The organism is Alcanivorax sp. IL3 (genome assembly GCF_047495465.1).
GTDB classification, from domain to species: Bacteria; Pseudomonadota; Gammaproteobacteria; order Pseudomonadales; family Alcanivoracaceae; genus Alcanivorax; species Alcanivorax jadensis.
This window is the reverse complement of sequence record NZ_CP179931.1, coordinates 2,920,558-2,940,824: the sequence shown is the minus strand read 5'-3', so window position 1 is coordinate 2,940,824 and position 20,267 is coordinate 2,920,558. Positions and strand designations below refer to the sequence as shown.

The 20,267-nt window shown below is 60.3% G+C and carries 21 protein-coding genes; 1 reads left to right on the top strand and 20 read right to left on the bottom strand.

What is annotated here, in order from left to right; translation table 11 throughout:
• Nucleotides 1-31: 31 nt before the first annotated feature.
• From ACMG4M_RS13675 to ACMG4M_RS13600, 16 genes are all read right to left on the bottom strand, one after another.
• Nucleotides 32-700: a glutathione S-transferase family protein gene (locus ACMG4M_RS13675; RefSeq protein ID WP_035250253.1), complete on the bottom strand. Its 669-nt coding sequence runs from the start codon at nucleotides 698-700 to the stop codon at nucleotides 32-34.
• A gap of 148 nt (nucleotides 701-848) precedes the next feature.
• Nucleotides 849-2,357, bottom strand: a complete 1,509-nt coding sequence (dacB, locus tag ACMG4M_RS13670; protein ID WP_414430213.1) for a D-alanyl-D-alanine carboxypeptidase/D-alanyl-D-alanine-endopeptidase — start codon at nucleotides 2,355-2,357, stop codon at nucleotides 849-851.
• Nucleotides 2,358-2,498: 141 nt separating this feature from the next.
• Nucleotides 2,499-3,479 carry a lipoyl synthase gene (lipA, locus tag ACMG4M_RS13665; protein ID WP_035250131.1) on the bottom strand — a complete coding sequence of 327 codons (981 nt, stop codon included), beginning with the start codon at nucleotides 3,477-3,479 and terminating at the stop codon, nucleotides 2,499-2,501.
• A 16-nt stretch (nucleotides 3,480-3,495) separates the two neighbouring features.
• Entirely contained in the window at nucleotides 3,496-4,185 is a 690-nt protein-coding gene (gene lipB / locus ACMG4M_RS13660) for a lipoyl(octanoyl) transferase LipB (RefSeq protein WP_414430212.1), read from the bottom strand.
• A gap of 371 nt (nucleotides 4,186-4,556) precedes the next feature.
• Entirely contained in the window at nucleotides 4,557-4,859 is a 303-nt protein-coding gene (locus tag ACMG4M_RS13655; protein WP_414430211.1) for a hypothetical protein, read from the bottom strand.
• Nucleotides 4,860-5,091: 232 nt separating this feature from the next.
• Complete coding sequence (locus ACMG4M_RS13650) at nucleotides 5,092-5,361, bottom strand: YbeD family protein (protein WP_297770400.1); 270 nt, start codon at nucleotides 5,359-5,361, stop codon at nucleotides 5,092-5,094.
• A 3-nt stretch (nucleotides 5,362-5,364) separates the two neighbouring features.
• Entirely contained in the window at nucleotides 5,365-6,237 is an 873-nt protein-coding gene (locus ACMG4M_RS13645; protein WP_414430210.1) for a D-amino acid aminotransferase, read from the bottom strand.
• A gap of 70 nt (nucleotides 6,238-6,307) precedes the next feature.
• Nucleotides 6,308-7,468 (bottom strand): D-alanyl-D-alanine carboxypeptidase family protein, encoded by a 1,161-nt coding sequence (locus ACMG4M_RS13640; protein ID WP_414430209.1) that lies wholly within the window; start codon nucleotides 7,466-7,468, stop codon nucleotides 6,308-6,310.
• A gap of 185 nt (nucleotides 7,469-7,653) precedes the next feature.
• Nucleotides 7,654-8,526, bottom strand: a complete 873-nt coding sequence (locus tag ACMG4M_RS13635) for a septal ring lytic transglycosylase RlpA family protein (protein ID WP_414430208.1) — start codon at nucleotides 8,524-8,526, stop codon at nucleotides 7,654-7,656.
• Nucleotides 8,523-9,569 (bottom strand): lytic murein transglycosylase B, encoded by a 1,047-nt coding sequence (gene mltB / locus ACMG4M_RS13630; protein WP_297770411.1) that lies wholly within the window; start codon nucleotides 9,567-9,569, stop codon nucleotides 8,523-8,525. The genes ACMG4M_RS13635 and mltB overlap by 4 nt, the downstream gene beginning before the upstream one ends.
• A gap of 143 nt (nucleotides 9,570-9,712) precedes the next feature.
• Nucleotides 9,713-10,858 (bottom strand): rod shape-determining protein RodA, encoded by a 1,146-nt coding sequence (gene rodA / locus ACMG4M_RS13625; protein ID WP_414430207.1) that lies wholly within the window; start codon nucleotides 10,856-10,858, stop codon nucleotides 9,713-9,715.
• A complete protein-coding gene (gene mrdA / locus ACMG4M_RS13620) occupies nucleotides 10,855-12,741 on the bottom strand; it encodes a penicillin-binding protein 2 (RefSeq protein ID WP_414430206.1) in 1,887 nt (628 codons plus the stop codon). Before mrdA ends, rodA begins: the two co-directional genes overlap by 4 nt.
• 27 nt (nucleotides 12,742-12,768) lie before the next feature.
• Nucleotides 12,769-13,239 (bottom strand): 23S rRNA (pseudouridine(1915)-N(3))-methyltransferase RlmH, encoded by a 471-nt coding sequence (rlmH, locus tag ACMG4M_RS13615; protein WP_414430205.1) that lies wholly within the window; start codon nucleotides 13,237-13,239, stop codon nucleotides 12,769-12,771.
• Complete coding sequence (rsfS, locus tag ACMG4M_RS13610; protein WP_035250109.1) at nucleotides 13,239-13,595, bottom strand: ribosome silencing factor; 357 nt, start codon at nucleotides 13,593-13,595, stop codon at nucleotides 13,239-13,241. Before rsfS ends, rlmH begins: the two co-directional genes overlap by 1 nt.
• Nucleotides 13,585-14,268, bottom strand: a complete 684-nt coding sequence (gene nadD / locus ACMG4M_RS13605; protein WP_414430204.1) for a nicotinate-nucleotide adenylyltransferase — start codon at nucleotides 14,266-14,268, stop codon at nucleotides 13,585-13,587. The genes rsfS and nadD overlap by 11 nt, the downstream gene beginning before the upstream one ends.
• Nucleotides 14,268-15,524 (bottom strand): glutamate-5-semialdehyde dehydrogenase, encoded by a 1,257-nt coding sequence (locus ACMG4M_RS13600; protein WP_297770421.1) that lies wholly within the window; start codon nucleotides 15,522-15,524, stop codon nucleotides 14,268-14,270. Before ACMG4M_RS13600 ends, nadD begins: the two co-directional genes overlap by 1 nt.
• 228 nt (nucleotides 15,525-15,752) lie before the next feature.
• Between ACMG4M_RS13600 and ACMG4M_RS13595 the strand changes: the two genes are divergently transcribed.
• The gene (locus ACMG4M_RS13595; protein ID WP_414430203.1) at nucleotides 15,753-17,042 is read left to right on the top strand and encodes an alpha/beta fold hydrolase; all 1,290 of its coding nucleotides are present in this window, start codon (nucleotides 15,753-15,755) and stop codon (nucleotides 17,040-17,042) included.
• Nucleotides 17,043-17,208: 166 nt separating this feature from the next.
• Here ACMG4M_RS13595 and ACMG4M_RS13590 read toward each other — a convergent pair whose 3' ends face one another.
• The 4 genes from ACMG4M_RS13590 to lptE all read right to left on the bottom strand — a co-directional run bounded on the left by ACMG4M_RS13590 (nucleotide 17,209) and on the right by lptE (nucleotide 20,265).
• Nucleotides 17,209-18,063: a class I SAM-dependent methyltransferase gene (locus tag ACMG4M_RS13590; protein ID WP_414430202.1), complete on the bottom strand. Its 855-nt coding sequence runs from the start codon at nucleotides 18,061-18,063 to the stop codon at nucleotides 17,209-17,211.
• A 97-nt stretch (nucleotides 18,064-18,160) separates the two neighbouring features.
• Nucleotides 18,161-18,709 carry a DJ-1 family glyoxalase III gene (locus tag ACMG4M_RS13585; RefSeq protein WP_414430201.1) on the bottom strand — a complete coding sequence of 183 codons (549 nt, stop codon included), beginning with the start codon at nucleotides 18,707-18,709 and terminating at the stop codon, nucleotides 18,161-18,163.
• A 45-nt stretch (nucleotides 18,710-18,754) separates the two neighbouring features.
• Nucleotides 18,755-19,756, bottom strand: coding sequence for a DNA polymerase III subunit delta (gene holA / locus ACMG4M_RS13580; protein ID WP_414430200.1), 1,002 nt, complete (start codon nucleotides 19,754-19,756; stop codon nucleotides 18,755-18,757).
• Complete coding sequence (gene lptE, locus ACMG4M_RS13575) at nucleotides 19,756-20,265, bottom strand: LPS assembly lipoprotein LptE (protein ID WP_414430199.1); 510 nt, start codon at nucleotides 20,263-20,265, stop codon at nucleotides 19,756-19,758. Before lptE ends, holA begins: the two co-directional genes overlap by 1 nt.
• Between the last annotated feature and the right edge of the window lie 2 nt (nucleotides 20,266-20,267).

Below are 20,267 nucleotides of genomic sequence, written 5' to 3'. Positions count from 1 at the left end.
AGGATGCGTTGTTCCGGTGTAATGGTGCCTGTTAACGCATGGGCGTCAGCGGGCCCGCCCGTTCCACGGCCCGCTGGTAGGCCGGGCGCGCCTCCATCTGTTGCAGAAAACGCTGGATGGCGGGTAGTTGACTCAGGTCTGCGCGGGCGGAGGCCGCCTGCAGTGGGAAGCTCATGATTATATCCGCTGCGCTGGGGGTGTCACCGGTAAACCAGCTGTGGGTGCCCAGGTGTGCTTCGATAACGGCAAGCTGGTTTTCCAGTTGCGGGTCGATGAAGGTGCCGATGACCTTGCCGCTGATGCCCTTGGCAACCGGGCGGGCGATAAAGGGCATGGGTGATTTGGGAATCCGGCTGAATACCAGCTTCATCACCAGCAGGGGCATCAGCGAGCCTTCTGCGTAGTGTAGCCAGTAGCGTTCCTGCACCCAGCGTGGGTCGTCGGCGCTGATTTTCCAGCTGTCGTTGCCGTATCGCTGTATCAGATATTCGATGATGGCGCCGGACTCAGGCACGGTGATGTCACCGTCGGTGATTACCGGGGATTTACCCAGTGGGTGCACTTGTTTGAGTTCCGGCGGAGCCAGCATGGTTTTGCTGTCGCGGGCGTAGTGGCGAATCTCGTAGTCCAGCCCCAGTTCTTCGAGTAGCCAGACGATACGCAGGGAGCGGGAATTTTCCAGGTGGTGAAGGGTAATCATGGGCTGCCTCGCAAATACGATGTTGCCGGGCAGCATAGCAGACTTGGTGTGACAGGAATGCCTGACGCCAGGGGGTCGACACAGGGCAAAGACAGCAGGAAGTAAGCTTGACGGCAAAAGACGCCTTGACACTGATTTGCGTCAGGCGTCAGTGTCCGGCCGTATCGATACTGGGTGGGCGTGCTGCCAGATGCACCTGTTCGATCACCGAGTCGAGGATGGTTTCCGTGCGCCAGGCCTGGCTGTGGTTGACCATGGCCACCACCGCCCAGGTGGTGTTGTTTTCGTCACGGGTGAAGCCGGCAATGGAGCGAACATCCCTGAGCGATCCGGTTTTGATATGGCCCATGCCGGCCATCCCCGCTTTGCCCAGCCGGCGGCGCATGGTGCCATCCATGGCCACCAGCGGCAGGGACGCAATCAGCTCGGCGGCGAAGCGGCTTTCCCAGGCTTGCTGCAACAGACTGGCCATCTGTCGTGCGGAAATGCGCTCTATCCGGGACAGCCCGGAACCGTTTTCGAAAACGATACCCTGGCTCAGTATGCCCTTGGCTTCCAGCCATTCCCGGATGGTTCTTTCCGCTGCGGCCAGGTCGTCCCGATCGCCGGGTTGACGGTATTTGGCGCCTAGGCTGAGGAACAACTGGCGCACCATCACGTTATTGCTCCACTTGTTGATGTCGCGAACCATCGTCACCAGATCCCGCGAGGAGGTGGTGGCCAGCAGCTCGGTATCGACATCACGGGGCCGCAGGCCCTGGCGGATCTGGCCGGTGAGGGTGCCGCCCAGTTGCTGCCAGAGGCCGGTGAGCAGGGCGCCGGTGTAGTCACCCTGCTCCATCACCGACAGGTAGCTGCTGGTGGAGCAGCCCTTGGGCAAGACGCCAGTGAGCGTGATGCGGGTATGGCCACTATCGGTCAGCGTCGGCTCGTAGTCGAACTGGTAGCGTCGTGGGCAGTGACCATAGTCTTTGAAGACCATACGGTTATCGATCTCCACGCCGTTGAGGGTGGGCTCGGTCCAGGTATGGATGCCCCTTGCATCAGCGCGAGTACGAATGCGCAATACGTTCAGGTTGGTGAGCAGGGCATGGGGCTTAACCAGAAAGGGGGCGTTGGGGTTGTCGCCATCGTCATCGAAATCGGGGATGCCGTTGGGTAGATTGAAGGCGCTGGCATCCAGTACCAGGTCACCCTGGATATGGGCGATGCCCATGGCGCGCAACTCGCGCATCAGCAGCCAGAGACGCTCTTCAGTCAGTTTCGGGTCGCCACTGCCAACAAAGTAGAGGTTGCCGTGCAAGGTGCTGTCACTGATCGTGCCATCTGTGTACAGGCGGGTATGCCACTGGTAGGTAGGGCCAAGCAGTTCTAGCGCCGCATAGGTGGTCACTACCTTCATGATCGAGCCGGGATTGAAGGGCATATCCGCATTCAGGAAGCGGGCGTCCCCGGGGCCGTTCAAGGGGATGGCGGTGACTGCCAGATGCTCGTCTGCCAATTTCAGGTTTCTGGCGGCCTCCAGTACCGGTGCCAGCAAGGGCGTAGGGGCACCGGCATGGACCGGTGTGGCGGCCACGGCGCCAAGCAGGACGAGGCATGACAGGGCGGGGAATAACTGGAAAAAGCGCGCCCTGAAGGGAACTGGGTGAGACATTAGCGGACCTGGCCACGGAATGGCAGAAAGTAGAACAACTCGACTGGGCCTAGACTAAACCAAAGCCGGTGCCGGGTCAGCGGGGGAGTGGCGATGAAATGTAAATTTCATCGCCGGTTGCGTACTCATGATGGTGAGAGATCAGTCGGGTTTATGCATGCCGACATCAATACCCTTGTGTTGCAGGTCCGCATGGTAGGAGCTGCGCACCATGGGGCCGGATGCCACGGAGCGAAAACCCAGCTCGTTGGCGACACGGGCGTAGTCGCGGAATTCGTCCGGGTGGACAAAACGGTCCACCGGGGCATGGTGTTTGCTGGGCTGCAGGTACTGGCCGATGGTCAGCATGTCCACATCGTGGGCACGCAGGTCCTTGATGGTGTTGATGACCTGCTCGTAGGTCTCGCCCAGGCCCACCATGATGCCGCTCTTGGTGCTCACGTCCGGACGGCGGGCCTTGTAGCGTTGCAGCAGGTCCAGCGAATGCTGGTAGCGGGCGCCGGGGCGAATGTGTTTGTACAGCTCCGGGACGGTCTCGATGTTGTGGTTGAACACATCCGGGGCTGTTTCCACCAGAATATCCACCGCGGTATCCAGGCAGGGACGGAAATCCGGGGTGAGGATTTCGATCTTGGTCTGCGGGGTGCGGGAGCGTACCTGGCGAATGCATTCGGCAAAGTGCTCGGCGCCACCGTCGGCCAGATCATCCCGGTCTACGGAGGTGATCACCACATACTTGAGGCCCAGGTTGTCCACGGATTCTGCCAGGTGCAGCGGCTCTTCCGGGTCCAGCGTGTTGGGGCGGCCGAAGCCCACATCACAGAACGCGCAGCGACGGGTGCAGATGTCACCCATGATCATGAAGGTGGCGGTGCCGCCACCGAAACACTCTGGCAGGTTGGGGCAGGCGGCTTCCTCGCAGACCGTATGCAGCTTCTGCTCGCGCAGCATCGACTTGATGCGCTGGATTTCGCCGTTGGCGGGAACGCGTACGCGAATCCAGTCCGGTTTACGCTGGTAGCCGGTCTCTTCGTTGACCATGGGAATGGTGCGTACCTTGTCCGCGCCACGCAGCTTGTCGCCGATCTGAACCTTGCGCTTGGCCTGTGCCTGCTCGCTCATGGGGTGTCCGTTACTGTCAGGGTGCCGGGCTGTGTTGGGCCGGCGGAAATTCGGAAATGTCATTGTACCAGTCGGGCGCGGGCGCTGTCCGTGGCATCAGGCCCAGACGTTTGGCTAATAACGTCACCAGTTGCTGCTCCATGGTGTGACGATCCAGCACCACGCCCTGCTCGCTGAGGGTGGTCATGGGTTGGCCCACATGGCCGCAGGGGTTGATGCGCTGCCAGGGTGACAGATCCATGTCCCGGTTGATGGCCAGGCCATGGTAGCTGGCTCCCCGGCGGATGCGCAGCCCCAGAGAGGCGATCTTGGCACCGTTGACGTAGACACCGGGAGCATCGTCCCGGTTCGCGGCGTTGATGCCGTGGCTGGCCAGAAAATCGATGATGCCCTGTTCGATGGCGCTGACCAGCCCCCGACTACCGAGCCCCAGGCGTTTGATGTCCAGCATCAGGTAGACCACCGTCTGCCCGGGGCCGTGGTAGGTCACCTGTCCGCCACGGTCGCTGTTGACCACCGGGATCTCCCCGGCATTGAGCACATGTTCCGGCTTGCCGGCCTGACCCAGGGTGAACACGGGGGGGTGTTCGAGCACCCAGAGCTCGTCGGCAGTGTCGACGGTACGGTCATCGGTCAGCGTGCGCATGGCCTGCCAGCAGGGGGTGTAATCCACCCGGGGGAAATAGCGAATCAAGGCGTCGTTCATGGGGGGAGTATAAAGGCAGCTACAAGCTACAAGCTACAAGCTACGCTTGTTGGATAGGGAAAGGCCTGAACCTCGGCATTTCTGCGAAGCCGCTGTAGGAGTACCTCTTGAGGTGCGAACCGCGCTTGCGCGGAAATCGACCGGAGGGCGATCAGGAATTTCAGAGCTCGACAGGTCCATCCAGATCATGCCGATTCGGTGCCAGCCCAACCCGTTCGCCATGCAAGCATAGCTCCTACACAGAGGCCTCGACCCACGCTCAGCGACGTGTTGACGCTTGTCGCGTGCAGCTAACATAAAAAAAGCCCGGCAAAGCCGGGCTTAAGGCAGACCCCTTACGGGGTAACAACGATCGAACCAGAATAACTAGCCTATATCAGGCGATTCCCTGTCCTCTGGTTTACCAGATGCAGATTCAGTTCCTGAACGCTGATGCCGAACTCGATACCGTCCTGGTCCTGCTCGCGGAGTTTGATGGTTTCAAAGGCGTCGAAATGAACGGGGGTGCCATGCACGCTTTGCTGGATATGCGGGCTGCGCGGCATGGTCGGAATAATGTCCGCAGAATTGGGCATGGTGGAGGTATGGACAACCTGGGGGGTGTGGCTCGGTAGATCAGCTGCGACCAGAATAAGCAAGCAACTGCACAAGCACAGCAAGGTCAGCATTTTCATTTTTGTGATCCCGTTACGTTCTTCTTATAAGAATCACGATACGGGCACGCAGGTGCCAAACCAATGGTGGCTTGGTGAGGCTTGCGTGTCGGGCTGTGACCGAGGGTTAATTTGTGTAATGAGGACGATGGCCAGTCACAGGTAAAAAGGAGCGAGAAGCGAGTAGCGGGTGAGAGGTAACGCCGTCATGGCTTGCACCCGCTCTTTCAGGAATGGCTTTGGTTTGCCGGAATCAGAGGCTCATCTTCACATGGGGGCACTCATTGAGCGCTTTATAAATCGCTTCCACCTGTTCGCGGTTGCGCATGGTCACCTGGGCGGTGATCGAGACAAAGTTGCCTTTACTGCTGGGTTTGCTCGCCAGATGTTTGTCGGCGTCAAAATCCTCCAGATGCATTTCGAGAATCTCGATCACTGCGGTTTCCAGCGGTGAGTCCGTCAGGCCCATGACCTTGAGCTGCATGTCGTGGGGAAATTCCCAGAGATGTTCCTGAATCGCCATTGGTTACTCCTGCTCCAGGCCGCACAGGCGGCGTTTAAAATCCACATAGTGGCGGGCCACTGTTTTCCACATGGCGCCAGGCTTGCCATCGCCAACCGCCGCCTCGTTCAGTTGTGTGATCGGTACGACTTCCCGGGTGGAGCTGGTAATCCAGATCTCATCGGCCTGACGCAGTTCTGCCTCGGTGATTTCCCTTTCCGCGAAGGGCAGGCCATGTTGTCCGCACAATTCTACTATCAGGTCGCGGGTGATGCCGCCCAGAATGGCATGATTTTTTGGTGGGGTAACGATCACACCGTCGTGCACGATGAAGACATTGCTGGCGGAGCCTTCGGTGACGAAGCCATCGTGCAGCAGAATGGCTTCCATGGCGCCGGCCGACACGGCCTGTTGACGCAGCAGGCTGTTGGGCAACAGCGAGATGGATTTGATGTCACAGCGGGCCCAACGGGTGTCATCCCGGGTGATTGCCTTGCCCCCGCTGGCGGTGTCCGGGCTGTCGGCGGCGGGCACGGCAATGGGACTGGTCATCATGAAAACGGTGGGGGCAACCGGCGGCTCGGGAAAGGCATGATCGCGTTTTGTGGCGGCGCCCCGAGTGATCTGTAGATACACAGACAGGTTGCCGCCGCCATTGCGTGCAATCAGTTCCTCGCACAGAACCTGCCACTGCTGGCGGTCATGGGGATTACTGATTTCCACTTCCCGCAAGGAGCGTTCCAGGCGTTCCAGGTGTTGGTCAAAACGGAACAGTACGCTGTTGTAGGCCGGAACCACTTCGTAAATGCCGTCCGCAAACAAAAAGCCCCGATCCATTGGGGAGATCCGTGCCTCTTCCAGCGCCATGAAAGCGCCATTGAGATAGACCTGGGACATGTCGTTTCCTTTGACGAGTCTGACACCCGGTGCCGCCAGCGGGGTGTCAGGCGTCGAGCGTCAGGCGTGCTTAAAACAACCCCTTGAAGAACAGCAGAACATGATGCCAGAGCTTGGTAAAGATACCGGCTTCTTCGATGTTCTCCAGGGCCACCAGCGGCTTCTCCATCAGTACATCATTGTTCTGGCGTACCGTCACGGTGCCGTATTGCTGACCTTGCGCGATGGGGGCTTTCAGTTGCGGGTTCACGGTGATTTCGGCTTTCAGACTTTCATGGCTGTCACGGGGAATGGTCAGAACCAGGTCTTCGGCCAGGCCCAGGCGCAGCTGTTTGCTCTCGCCCATCCAGACATCCACGGTGTCGAGGATGTCTCCGGCACTGTAGGCCTTGTAGGTCTCAAAGAAGCGAAAACCGTAGGTGAGCAGTTTCTGGGATTCCCGTGCGCGGGCGGATTCGGAGTCGGTGCCCATGACCACGGTAATCAGACGCATGCCGTCTTTCTTGGCGGAAGACACCAGGCAATAACCGGCTTCCTCGGTATGGCCGGTTTTCAGGCCGTCCACACTGGGGTCACGCCATAGCAGCAGGTTGCGGTTCTGCTGGGTGATCCCGTTGTAGGTATATTCCTTTTCCGCGTAGATGTCGTAGTGTTCGGGAAAGTCGCGAGTAATGGCGCGAGCCAGAAGGGCCATGTCGCGGGCGGTGGTGTAATGATTCTCGGCGGGCCAGCCGGTGGAATTGACGAAGTGGCTGTCATTCATGCCCAGACGGCGGGCGTGCTGGTTCATCAGATCGGCGAAGGCATCCTCGGAGCCGGCGATGAATTCCGCCATGGCCACGCTGGCATCGTTGCCGGACTGGATAATGATGCCGCGCAGCAGTTCCCCCACGGACACCCGGGTGCCTTCGCGGACAAACATCCTCGAGCCCCCCATTTTCCAGGCCTGCACGCTGATAGGCGCCATATCCTGTTCGGAAATGTTGCCTTTCTGCAGTTCAGCCTCGGCGATATAGGCGGTCATCATCTTGGTCAGACTGGCCGGGGGCAGGCGCTGCTCGGCATTGTGCTCGACGATGATGTTGCCACTGGCGGCATCCATCAGTAGATAACCACGGGCATCAATCTGAGGGGCGCGAGGCACGGTGTTCGCCTGGGCCTGCACGGAAATCAGAGTGCCGATAATGGCAAATACGATAAAGAGGGTGGAGCGAAACGACTGGGGGCGCATGGATTTCCTGCCTGTTGTGTCCTTGTCGGCCTGAAAATTCAGGGATTTGTGAGTCGAGGGGGAAGCCCTGAGCGTCTTAGACAGAGATAAGGGCAAAACGTCCCCTGACATCACGGGATGGCTGCATTCTAGAGGAGCGCAACCGAGCTGTTAACCGGAGGAACGGCTTAGTTTGCGCAAACACCTCAGGGCGTGACCGGCACAGGCCGCTCGAAACCCGCGTCGGCCATGCTCTGGCGCACCTGCTGGCGCTGCTGATCGTCCGCATAGGGGCCGATCCAGACCCGGTGTAGCGCGTTGACCGAGCGAATCTCACTGCCCAGTCCCAGCTCTTCAAGCAGGGTCTGCTGCATCCGCTCGGCGGCAGCACGATCCTGAAAGGCTCCCGCTTGCAGGAACAGCCGGGTATTACTGGCGGCGTTCGGTGGCGGGCTGTCCACTGCGGCGCGGACTGCGGTGGGTACCTTGCTGGTCGGTGTGTTGGGCGCCGGGGTGGCACTGATGGTCTCCACCCTGACCCGGCCGGTGCCGGCGTCTTCTATACCCAGCCGAACGGCGGCGGCCCAGGACAGGTCGATGATGCGATCTTCATGGAAGGGGCCCCGATCGTTGACACGGACCACCAAGCTTTTGCCGTTATCCAGGTTGGTAACCCGGGCATAGGTGGGTAGAGGCAGGCTGCGATGGGCGGCGGTGAACCGGTACATGTCGAAGGATTCACCGCTGGACGTGCGGTGGCCATGGAATTTCTGTCCGTACCAGGAGGCCAGGCCCTCAGCCTGGTAACCCTCTGCACTGGGCAGTACCCGATAGGTCTTGCCCCAGACACTGTAGGTGTCCGGGTTGCCGTAACGGCTGCGTGGCTCGTTCTTGGGTACCGGTTCCGGCAGTTGCGAGATGTCGCGCCGTTCTTCGGGCGGGGTGTCCTGGGCCATGCTGTAACGGTCCGAGCCCGGCGCACCGTTATTAACCGGGCCTCCGGACGAGGATGGCCCGGGGCTGGTGGCGCAGGCGCTCAGCAGGGCGCAGGTGGCTACGGCACAAGCCAGTCGCATCATTGTGGGCTCTCCAGGGCTGCCGCGATGTCTCGGGACAGTTGTAGCACGGCCATGGCATACAGGCGACTGTGGTTATAGCGGGTAATGACATAGAAATTATCAGTGGCCAGCCAGAACTCGGTGCCCTGCAGGCCCTCCAGGTCCAACAGGGCGACGCGGGTGTCTCCTGGCAGATCAAAACAGTATTCGCTGATCACGCCACTGCCCTGACAGCTGATTGCCGTGACACCCGCCTGGCCAGCGCGGTCCAGATTGAAGGAGGGCTTGTAGCCTTTTTTCGCCAGTGGCTGATAGCCGTTCCCTTCCACCCGGGCGCGGGCGGCCACGGGGTGACCCGGCTGCCAGCGATGCTCATGGAAATAGTTGGCCACCGAGCCGATAGCATCCACCGGGTTGTTGACCAGATCGGTGATCCCGTCATTGTCGAAATCTACCGCATAGGCCTGGTAGCTGGTGGGAATGAACTGTCCGTAACCCATGGCGCCAGCATAGGAGCCGGTAATGGTGTCGGCGTCGATATGGGCCTGCTGTTCCAGTTCGAACAGGGCTTTCAGCTGCTTGCGGAAGAAGCTGGCCCGGGGCGGATAGTCAAACCCCAGGGTGGCCAGGGCGTCGACGACACGATAGGTGCCCATGTGCTGACCGTAGCGGGTTTCCACCCCGATGATGGCAAGAATAATTTCCCGGGGGACGCCGTAGGTTTGTTCTGCACGGGCCAGGGTGTCTGCGTGCTGGCGGGAAAATTCCACCGCCTTTTGCACGCGGCTCTCTTGCAGAAAGATTTTCTGATAGGTGGCCCAGGTATGGGTTCTTTCTGCCGGGCGAGCGATGGATTCCAGGATCTTGGGCTGGCACTGGGCGCTGCCCAGCACCTGGCGGATGCGCGCTTCATCGCCACCCTCGGAAACCAGCTCGCGGATCATGGTCTTGGCCAGATCTCGCTGCAGGTAATCATTGTTTTCCGGGCAGGTGTGCTCTGCCAGGGCTGGCAGGGACGTGAATGACAGTGCTGCGGCCAGAATGGCCTGGTAGGAACGACGCAAAGGGTGATCTCCTGTTTTCATTATTCCCATAGACCGTGTCAGAGCGGTTTGGTGCCCGGCTGAATGCAAAAGGCGAGAAACGCGTTGCCAGTTGAAAGCAGCGAAGAGCAAAACCATCTTTTTTAGGGTTTCGCTCCTCGCGGCTAGTAACTCATCAGCCGCCGATGGGTGTGGATCGACATCAGCATGCCGAAGCTGGCCAGCAGGGTAACGATGGAGGTGCCGCCATAGCTGATCAGGGGTAGCGGTACCCCCACCACGGGCAAGAGTCCGGACACCATGCCTATATTCACAAAAATATAAATAAAAAATGTCATCGTCAGGCTGGAGGCAAGCAGGCGTGAAAAGGTCTCCTGTGCCTGCCAACTGATAAAGAAGCCTCGCCCGACAATCACCAGGTAGATCATCAGCAGAACGCTGACACCCACCAGGCCGAATTCTTCGCTCAGTACTGCCAGGATAAAGTCGGTGGAGGACTCCGGCAGGAAGTCCAGACGCGATTGGGTGCCGTCCAGCCAGCCTTTGCCATCCACGCCACCAGAGCCAATAGCGGTTTTTGACTGGATGATGTTCCAGCCGGTTCCGCGCGGGTCCGCTTCCGGGTTGAGGAAGGTATCGACCCGGTTGCGCTGGTAGTCGTGCATGACAAAGAAATACATCAGCGGTGCGGCGGTTACTACCAGAAGTACCGCCACGGCAATCAGTCGCCAGGACAACCCGGCCATGAACAGCACCACCAGTCCGCTGGCGGCAATCAAAATGGCGGTGCCGAGATCCGGTTGCATGCCGATCAGGGCCGCCGGTACGCCGAGCAGTGCCAGGGCAACCAGCGCATCCAGCAGTTTGGGGGGCAGGGTGCGCTCACTGAAATACCAGGCCACCATAGCGGGTACTGCCAGCTTCATGGCTTCTGCTGGCTGGAAACGGCCGATGCCGGGAATACTGAGCCAGCGCTGGGCGCCTTTGGCCTCGGTGCCGGCAATCAACACCAGCACTAGCAGGCCCAGCCCTCCGCAATAAAGGAAAGGAGCCCAGAAGCGGTAACTGCGCGGCGGAATCTGGGCCAGCAGGAACAGGGCGGTGAGCCCTGCGCTGAAACGAATGCACTGGCGAATGACCATTTCCAGGCTTTCGCCGCCGGCGCTGTACAGCACCGCCAGCCCACCCAGCATCAGCACGAACAGGCCGGCCAGCAGGGGCGCATCCAGGTGCAGGCGCATGGCCAACCCCGGGGAGAGGGTGGCGCCGGTCTGGCCTGGCATCTGACGGAGGTATTCGCGCTGACTCATGGACTGACCTCGGCGGGAGGTGCGGGGTGTTCTTCAAACACCGGCGGGACCTCCAGCTCTCCGTTTTCATTCAGCAGCCAGGCATCCATGACCTGGCGGGCCACGGGACCGGCGGTGGAGCCGCCGTGGCGGCCGTTTTCCACCAATACGCCCACAGCGATGGCGGGCTGTTCAGCAGGGCCAAAGGAGACCATCAGGGCATGGTCGAGCATTCGCTCGGCCAGTTCGTCCTCGTTGTAGGTTTCGTCCTGCCCTACGGAGAAGACCTGGGCGGTGCCGGATTTGGCGGCAATGGCATATTGGGCGTCTACGGCCATTACCCTGGCGGTACCTCTGGGGCCTGTGACGGCGACCATGGCGTCGGTCATTTTTTCCCAGTTGCTTTCATCATTCAGTGTGATGCCGGTGCGTTCCACCGATTGTTTTTCACCGGCAATAGACGGCACCACCTTCTTGCCATGGCTGGCGGTAATGGCGGTGGCGGTGGCCAGCTGCAACGGTGTGGTGAGCACGAAACCCTGGCCGATGCTGGCGTTAATGGTATCGCCATGAAACCAGGGCCGGTTGCGGTAAGCGCGCTTCCATTGCTTGGAGGGCATGATACCGCTGGATTCGTTATACAGGTCGATGCCGGTCGGTGCCCCCAGGGAAAACTGACTCATGTACTCATGCATGCGGGCAATGCCCAGCTTGAAACCCATATCGTAGAAGTAGGTGTCGCAGGATTGAACCACCGCTTTGTGCAGATCGACGCGGCCATGGCCCCAGCGTTTCCAGTCCCGGTAGCGGTGCGGATCGTTTTCCAACTGGTAATAGCCGGGGTCCGAGATGGTGCGTTGCCAGTTGGTGACGCCGGCATCCAGGCCGGCAATGCCCAGCATCGGCTTGATAGTGGAGCCGGGTGGGTAACGGCCCTGCAGGGCGCGGTTAAACAGCGGGTTGTCAGGGTCGCTCTGGTAGGCGGAGTAATCCTTGTAGGAAATGCCGGTGACGAACAGATTGGGATCGAAACCGGGACGGCTGACAAAGGCCAGCACGCTGCCATCGCGTGGGTCGATAGCCACCACGGCGCCACGCCGATCGCCCAGCGCATCGTAGGCCGCCTTTTGTACGCGCATGGACAGGCGCAGGCGCAGGTCTTCGCCCGGTACCGGGGGTTGTTCTTCGAGGACACGCAAGATGCGCCCTCGGGCATTGGTTTCCACCTGACGGTAGCCCACCTGGCCGTGGAGCTGGTTCTCGTAGAAACGCTCGATACCGGAGCGGCCATAGAAGTGGGTGCCGGCGTAGTCGCGCTGTTCGTCCAGGGTCATGGCCTCCAGATCCTGGGCGTTGATCCGGTTTACATAGCCCAATACGTGGGAGAACAGAATGCCATGGGGGTAATGACGGATCGGATCGGCGGAAATGCGGATGCCGGGAAGGCGATGCTGGTTGACGACCAGTCGGGCGATTTCCTCTTCGCTGAGACGGCCGCGCAGTGGCACCGGTTCCCAGGGGCGGCGCGCTGTCAGGCGGCGTTTCTGGAAGCGTTCCAGATCGCCCTCGTCCAGCTCGATCAACTTGCCCAGCTCGCCGATAAGCTGGTCCAGCTCACCGGCCTGCTCAATGATCAACTCCAAGGAAAAGTCGGGCCGGTTTTCGGCCAGAATAACGCCGTCCCGGTCGGTGATCAGCCCCCGCGGTGGTGATACCGCCAGGGTCTGTACCCGGTTGTTGTCACTGAGGGTGGTATAGCGGCTGTGCTGGATCACCTGTAGCCAGATCATCCGGCTGACCAGAATCAGGGTCAGCAGCAACACCAGAAAGACAGCCACGACCAGGCGCACGCTGAAGATACGCTGTTCGTGGTGGTGATCTTTCAGTGTTAAAGGTCGGCGCATGGTGGCGTCTGTGTCAGGGGGCGAAGGTCAGCGATGATAGGGGTGCCCGGTGAGCAGCGTCCAGCCCCGGTACAGCTGTTCGGCCAACAGCACCCGCACCAGCGGGTGGGGCAGGGTCAGGGTCGACAGGCTCCAGCGCTCGTGGGCGCTGGCGGACAATTGCGGGCACAAGCCGTCCGGCCCCCCTACCAACAGGACCAGATCCTGACCCAGATCTTTCAGTTCGCCCAGTTTACGGCTGAGTGCGGGGGTGTCCAGCGCTCGCCCGTTAACTTCCAGTGCCACGATTTTGGCGCCGGGGTACTTTTCCAGGCGTTTGCGGATGGCGTCAGCCTCGCTGCGAACCTGGCTGGCGGTATCCCCCTTGCTCCGTTTCGGCAGAGGGATTTCTTCCAGTTCCAGACGCATGTCCGGGGGCATGCGTTTCTGGTATTCGGCAAAGCCCTCGGTGACCCAGGCGGGCATGCGGGTGCCCACCGCCAGCAGGAAAAGACGCATTACTCTTTGCTTTCACGGTCCGGGTGATGCTGGGGATTGCGCCACAGGCGTTCCAGGTCATAGAACTCGCGGGTGGCGGGCAGCATCAGGTGCACGATGACATCGCCCAGGTCCACCAGAATCCACTCGCCGGTGTCCTGGCCTTCGCTGCCCAGAGGCTCGTGACCCGCTTCTTTTGCGGTTTCCAATACATTGTCTGCCAACGCTTTCACGTGGCGATTGGAGGTGCCGCTGGCAATGACCATGTTGTCGGCCACACTGGTGATTTCACGCACGTCCAGTTGGGTAATGTTCTGGGCTTTGACTTCTTCCAGTGCGTCAATAACCAGTTGCAGTAGCGGGGTGTCAGCGCTCATGAGGCCTCGTGTCTGATTCGGGGGAAGAGGATTTCGCCACATTATACAGATGGTGGCGGTGAATATGGGCAACAACTGCCGGCTCCAGGGCCGGGCAATCGCCTTTTTCTGCCAGCGCCTGACGAATGGCGGTGGCGGACACATCCAGAAACGGCCCCTGCAGCATCAGGCGCAGACCGTTGGCGTGACGCATGAGGCGATCGGCTTGCGTTTCCGGGAAGGTGGCCAGCACCGTGTCTGTTGCCTGCGGGCTATCCGGGCGCGGTACCACCGCCAGGTGGCACAGGTCTGCATAGTCCTGCCAGCGGTGCCAGTGATGCAGGCTGGCAAAGCTGTCGGCGCCGATCATGAACACCAGCGGACGATTACCGATCTGCGCACGGTAGTGTTGCAGGGTCAGCAGGCTGTAACTGGGGCCGGATTGTTGCAGTTCCCAGTCGTCGGGAATCAGGCAGGGGTGGTCCGCGCAGGCCAGCTCCAGCATGGCCAGACGCTGTTCACCATCGGCCAGGGGTTGCGGGCGATGCGGCGGCACCGCGTTGGGGAGCAAATGCACGGGGGCATTGCCGAGCACCCGGGACACCGACCGGGCCGCACTGATGTGGGCCCGGTGGACGGGGTCGAAGGTGCCGCCGAACAGCACCAGCGGTGTGGTGTCGTGAGTGGCGCGCACTACTGGCGGATGTGGCCGTCGCCCAGCACCACCCACTTCTGGCTGGTCAGGCCTTCCAGTCCCACTGGTCCACGGGCGTGGATCTTGTCCGTGGAGATACCGATTTCCGCACCCAGCCCGTATTCGAAACCGTCTGCGAAACGGGTGGAGGCATTCACCATCACTGAGCTGGAATCCACCTCGGTGAGGAACTGCCGCGCCCGGGTGTAGTTTTCGGTGACGATGGCTTCGGTGTGGCCGGAGCTGTAACGGTTGATATGATCAATCGCCTCGTCCAGATCCTTGACCAGCTTCACCGCCAGAATCGGCGCCAGGTATTCCTCGCCCCAGTCGGCCTCGGTGGCTTCCTGGATACCCTCGACAATGCTGCGAACGTTCTCACAACCGCGTAACTCCACACCGGCATCGCGGTATTTGGCAGCCAGTTCGGGCAGTACCTGCTGGGCGATGGCGTTGGCCACCAGCAGCGTTTCGGTGGTATTGCAGGTGCCGTAGCGCTGGGTTTTGGCGTTGTAGGCCACGTTGATGGCCTTGGTAATATCCGCCTGGTCATCAATATAAGTGTGGCAGTTGCCATCCAGATGCTTGATCACCGGTACCCGCGCCTCATTGCTGATGCGCTCGATCAGGCCCTTGCCGCCTCGCGGTACGATAACGTCCACATACTCGGGGTGGGTGATCAATTCGCCCACCGCTGCCCGGTCGGTGGTTTCCACTACTTGTACCGCAGTATCCGGCAGGCCGGCTTCGCGCAGGCCCACACGAATGCACTCGGCGATGGCCTGGTTGGCGTTGATGGCTTCGGAGCCGCCACGCAGGATGGCCGCATTCCCGGATTTCAGGCACAGGGCTGCCGCATCGATGGTCACATTGGGGCGGGACTCGTAAATAATGCCGATGACACCCAGCGGTACACGCATCTTGCCGACCTGAATCCCTGAGGGGCGATAGGCCAGGTCGGTTATCACACCCACTGGGTCGGCCAGAGCAATGATCTGTTCCAGGCCTTCCACCATGGCGTCAAAACGAGCCGGTGTCAGTTCCAGGCGATCAAGCAGGGCGGCATCCAGGCCGCTTTCGCGTCCCTTATCCAGATCCTGCTGGTTGGCTTGCAGTACCGCGTTGCGGTGGCTGCGCAGAGCGCCGGCTATGGCAGCCAGGGCCTTGTCCTTGTCACCGGAACTGGCCCGGGCCATGGCGCGAGAGGCCGTACGGGCCTGTTCGCCAAGACGTTGCATGTATTGCTGGATATCCATAATTCTCAAAGCTGAAAGTGGTCAAGAGGTGGATTATAACGACAACCGGCTCTTTACGCTTGCACACAAATGGTGAAGAATTGAAAACCTTTGCTACACAATAGGGCCTAAATCCTTGATTTTGTGGTACGAATGTACTGTTTGTGTGGCGCAACACGGACTGCCTCATCCTGACGGGTAAAGGGTAGCCGATACAACAAGAAAAAACTTGAACGGAGCCAGACACTTATGGCCATTCGCTACCAGGAATATACCCGCTCCGCCATTAAAGCCGCCCCGTTTCAGCTCTGGGTAGGTCAGTGGCGTATTGATTACCTGGCGTTCTCGCATCCGGACAATGCCCACAAACCGCCGTTGCTGGTGGTGGGTGGTGCCTTCCAGAATTTTACCTCCTACAAATATTGTGTCGAACGCATCTACCAGGATTTTCCGGTGGTGCTGGTGGACCTGCCATCCCTGGGCAACAACACACAGATCGCCCCGGACCTCAGCATGGAGGATCTGGCAGACCTGCTTTACGAATTCACCTGCCAAACCGGCTTGAAAAAAGTGCACCTAATGGGGCTGTCGCTGGGCTCTGCGGTGGCCAGTACCTTTGCCTACAAGTATCCTGAGGCCACCGATAAGCTGATCGTGGCAGGTATCGTCACCCGGCCGCGCAAAAGCTGGCGCATGCTGGTGGAGGAATCTGTGCGAGTCCTGGAACAGGGTCGCATGGATGAGTTCAGTCAGGCAGTGGTGCTCTATCTGGTCAACTACGACAAGATGAAGGAAACCGGTATTACGCCCACCGCCCGCAAGCTGTTCTATCGGCAGATGAAGCGGCTTTCCGACAACGAGCGTGAGCGCTACAAGATCAATGGCCGCCGGCTGTTGTCCGTGGAAGGTCTGCTGGGCTATCCGGAGTGCGATACGCTGGTCACCACCGGTGAGTTCGACAGTTTTACCCTGCCCTGGGAAAACGCCTCTTTCGCTGAAAAATGTCCCAATGCCCAGTTCACCCTGATCAAGGGAGCGGATCATTTGCCGCAGCTGGAAAAGCGGGAAGTGTCCCTGGATCTGTTCTCCACTTTCCTGCGCGGCGAATCACTGGACACCGTGCAAGGTATCCGTCGTTTCGGCAAAGGCGAGTGCAACCGCATCGAGCGGCGCCGTGCCGAGCGGTTGGTGCCATGCAACAATCATGGCCACGTGACCAGCGAATCCCGGGTGGGCGACCGCTTCCGGTTCAACAAGCCGGTGCAGGTGGTAGATATCAACTTCTTCGGCTGCCTGATCAAACTCAGCGAGCCCGGCTTCTCCATTGCCGACCACGCCCGTGACTGCACGCTCTACATGGAGAGTCCGGAGCTGAAACTGGAGCTGCTGGTATTCGATTACGATGGTGCCGGCTACCTGCGCTGCCTGTTCAAGCACGGCAACATCCAGGCGGCAGAACGTTTCACCGAGCTGCTGAAAGACAGCGAATATTTTCTGCGCCAGGACAGCGAGGGGAATGTGCATCGGATTTATGGATGAAAGAAGCAATTGATAGTTGATAATGGATAATTGATAACTGCGCGACCAAGCGCAGTCATAATCTGAAAGTAAAGAGGCCGCGCCCAAGCCATTGGACGCGGCCTCTTGCCGTTCAGGATAACTGCGAGATTGGCTCGCGACGTTATCAATTATCCATTATCAACTATCAATTAGATCCAACCGTCCCTTCCATGATCCTCACCATCGGATTGCCCCGCGTCTTGGGTATCGGTAGCTGATCGTAGTAGTCGGTCGGGTTGTGGATGGTCAGGCTGTGAAAGCCAAGGCTATGGAAATGATCCACGGCTTCCATGTCGGAGTGGAAGTGAAAGCCGACCTGGCTGCGGGACACGGTGCCCAGCATGTTCCCCAGTACCTTGAGGGTCCGGTAGAAGGGCATGCCTTTGTAGAGCGGGTAGTTGTCTGTCAGGTAGGTGCCTTGGGGGAATGCTTCCAGGGCGCTGGCCAGTTTGCGCCAGAAGTCGGAAATCACCGCCAGCGGGAAGTAATTCACCAGCCCTTCGGTAATCACTACCACAGGTTTGCTCTGATCCAGCTGGGCCAGCACATGATCCAGACTGAGTTCCCCGTCTTCGGCGAAGATGTTGATAGGCTGCACGCGATGGCGCTCGCTCAGCACGCCGTGTTCTTTCAACAGTTGCTGCTTGCGCAGGGCCATGTCCGGCAGGTCGGTTTCGATGTAGGTAAGTTGCGGGTACTGCTCACAGAAACGGTGTCCCCGGGGTGACAGGCCGCAGGCGATTTCCACCACCTGGGTCACGCCGTCGTCGATCAGTTGATGCAGCCGGTGGTCGATCAGGTGGTGGCGCTGCAACAGAAAGGTGCGGATGTTGCCACCGACGATATGCCGGCCCACGTACTCGAAGGGGGCCAGGGCGCCATACAGGAAGGCACCGCCTTTGGTGCGGAAGAAGGGCGCGGAGATGCCGTCGCGGGTCCACACGTGGCCGGTGTAGAGGGCGGTAAAACTGATGGAAGAAGTATCCCGGGGTTCACTCATTGTTGTTCTGGCTGGTTATGGCTGAAGCCTGACAGGCTAGCAGAATTATGCCATTGAGTGATGGCAATTTGTGCCAAATTGCCGGTGGTTTCAGGGCTCAAAGAACCATGGGCGATGCCACCGCATCGCGCGTTTCCCTGCCGCACAGGGTTTCTACCAACGTCAGAGAAAATTCCAGAGCGGTGCCCGGGCCGCGGCTGGTCAGGCACTGGCCGTCACGGACTACTCGTTCTTCCATTCTGCTTTTGTCCGGCAGAGCATCGGTAAAGCCCGGGTGGCCGGTGGCGGAAACGCCATCGAGCAGGCCGTGGGGCGCCAGGGCCACCGCGGGGGCGGCGCACATGGCGCCGTAAAGACGTCCGCTGTCTCGTTGGGCGTGGAGTTTATCGATCAATTTGTCGCTGTCGGCCAGGGCCTGAGCTCCGGGCATGCCACCGGGTAACACGATCAGATCGAAATCCTGTGCCATCACATCGTCGATCAGGGCATCAGCTTCGATGCGGGTTTGCCGTGCGGCAATGATGTGCGGGCTGCCGGTGACGCTGGCCACGGTTACCTCTACGCCCGCCCGGCGCAGCACGTCGATCAGGGTGACGGTCTCGATGTCTTCGCTGCCATCAGCGATGGGGATCAGGGTGGTGGGCATGGTTCCAGCTCCTTGCAGATTGAAGCTTGTCGTTTGCAGCGGCCTTTACCGTTCCATGCTACGCGGTAGCGGATGTCCTGCAAGGCGCAGTGCCAACGAGGTGATGTACTGCCATGGATCACCTTTGGCCATGCCCTTGACGCACTGGTCGGCGCGGATGGCGCTGGCCTGGGCGGCCTTCAGATGTTGCGGGTTGAGGCGCTGGGCCTGGGCTTGCATGGCGCGTACCCGCTGAGGGGGCAAGCGGGGTGGTGGGCCGCCGCTGAGCATGCCGTCGAGGATACGGATGTCGCGGCTCAGGGCCCATAGCAACACTGGCGGCTCCACACCCTCGGCGCGCAGGGTCTGAATGATATGCAGCACCCGCTGGGCATTGCCCTGGGCGGTGGCTTCGGTGAGATCGAACGGCGAGTAGCGGCTGGAATCGCCCACCGCCTGTTGCACGTCTTCCGGTCCCACCTGGCCGTCTTCCACCAGCAGGGTCAGTTTGTCCACTTCCTGGGCGGCGGCCAGCAGGTTACCTTCGCTGCGTTCGATCAGCAGGGCCAAGGCGTCTTCGCTGGCACTGAGTCCGCGGCTGGCCAGGCGATCCTGCAGCCAGTTGCGCAGGCCGGCGCCTTCCACCGGCCAGACTTCGATGACCGCACCCACTGCGTCCAGGGCTTTCACCCAGGCGCTGTTCCAGTCCTTGCGGCGATCCAGCCGGGAGCAGCGGATCAATAACAGGGTGTCATCACCGGGATTGGCCAGAACATCACGGAGGATCTGGCTGCCGGCCTTGTCCGGTCGTTTGTCGTTGAGCACCAGTTCGAGAATCCGGCGGCCGCCGAACAGGCTCATGCTCTGGGATTCATTGAGCAGCGAATTCCAGTCAATGCCGGTGTCGGAGGAGAAACGGTGACGTTCGTCAAAGCCCTGATCGCGAGCAGCGCGGCGCAGGTCGTCAAGCAGCTCGCCCTGTTGCAGCGGCTCATCGCCGGCTACCAGGTAGGCGGGCAGCAGTCGATCGGCCAAGTGTTTGCCGAGCTGCTCCGGGCGCAGACGCATCAGTAGGTCTCCCAGCCCTCGGAGGCAGCGGCGATCTGGTTGATCAGCCGGTAGGCCATGTCCAGAAACAGGTCGTCACGGACCAGTTGCTCCTCGTCGGAGGAGGCGGTGGCGTTTTCCGGGTACCAGGGCAGGTTGCGCAGGGTCATCATGCGCGTTGGCGTGGTCAGCAGGGCGCCGCTTTTGCGGTCCTTGATGTGCCAGCGCAGTGTGTAGCGCAGTTCGATTTCCGCCTGGCGACCCTGGGCATCCACCGCCGAGGTGCGGCGCATCCAGTCTTCGTCATCGATGACCAGGATGTAGGGTGCTTCGTTGTGGACCAGCACGCCCTGGTCTTCCAGCTCGTCCTCCAGGGTGTAGCGCAGCTCCGTGGAGGCGCCACTGACCGTCAGGGTTTCCATGGACGGTGTGCTGGTGGTGCCGCGCAGTTGCCAGCCGCAGGCACTGAGGACAAGCCCCAGCACCAGAAGCAGGGTCAGACGGGATGTGGCGCGCAAGCTGGATGTCATAA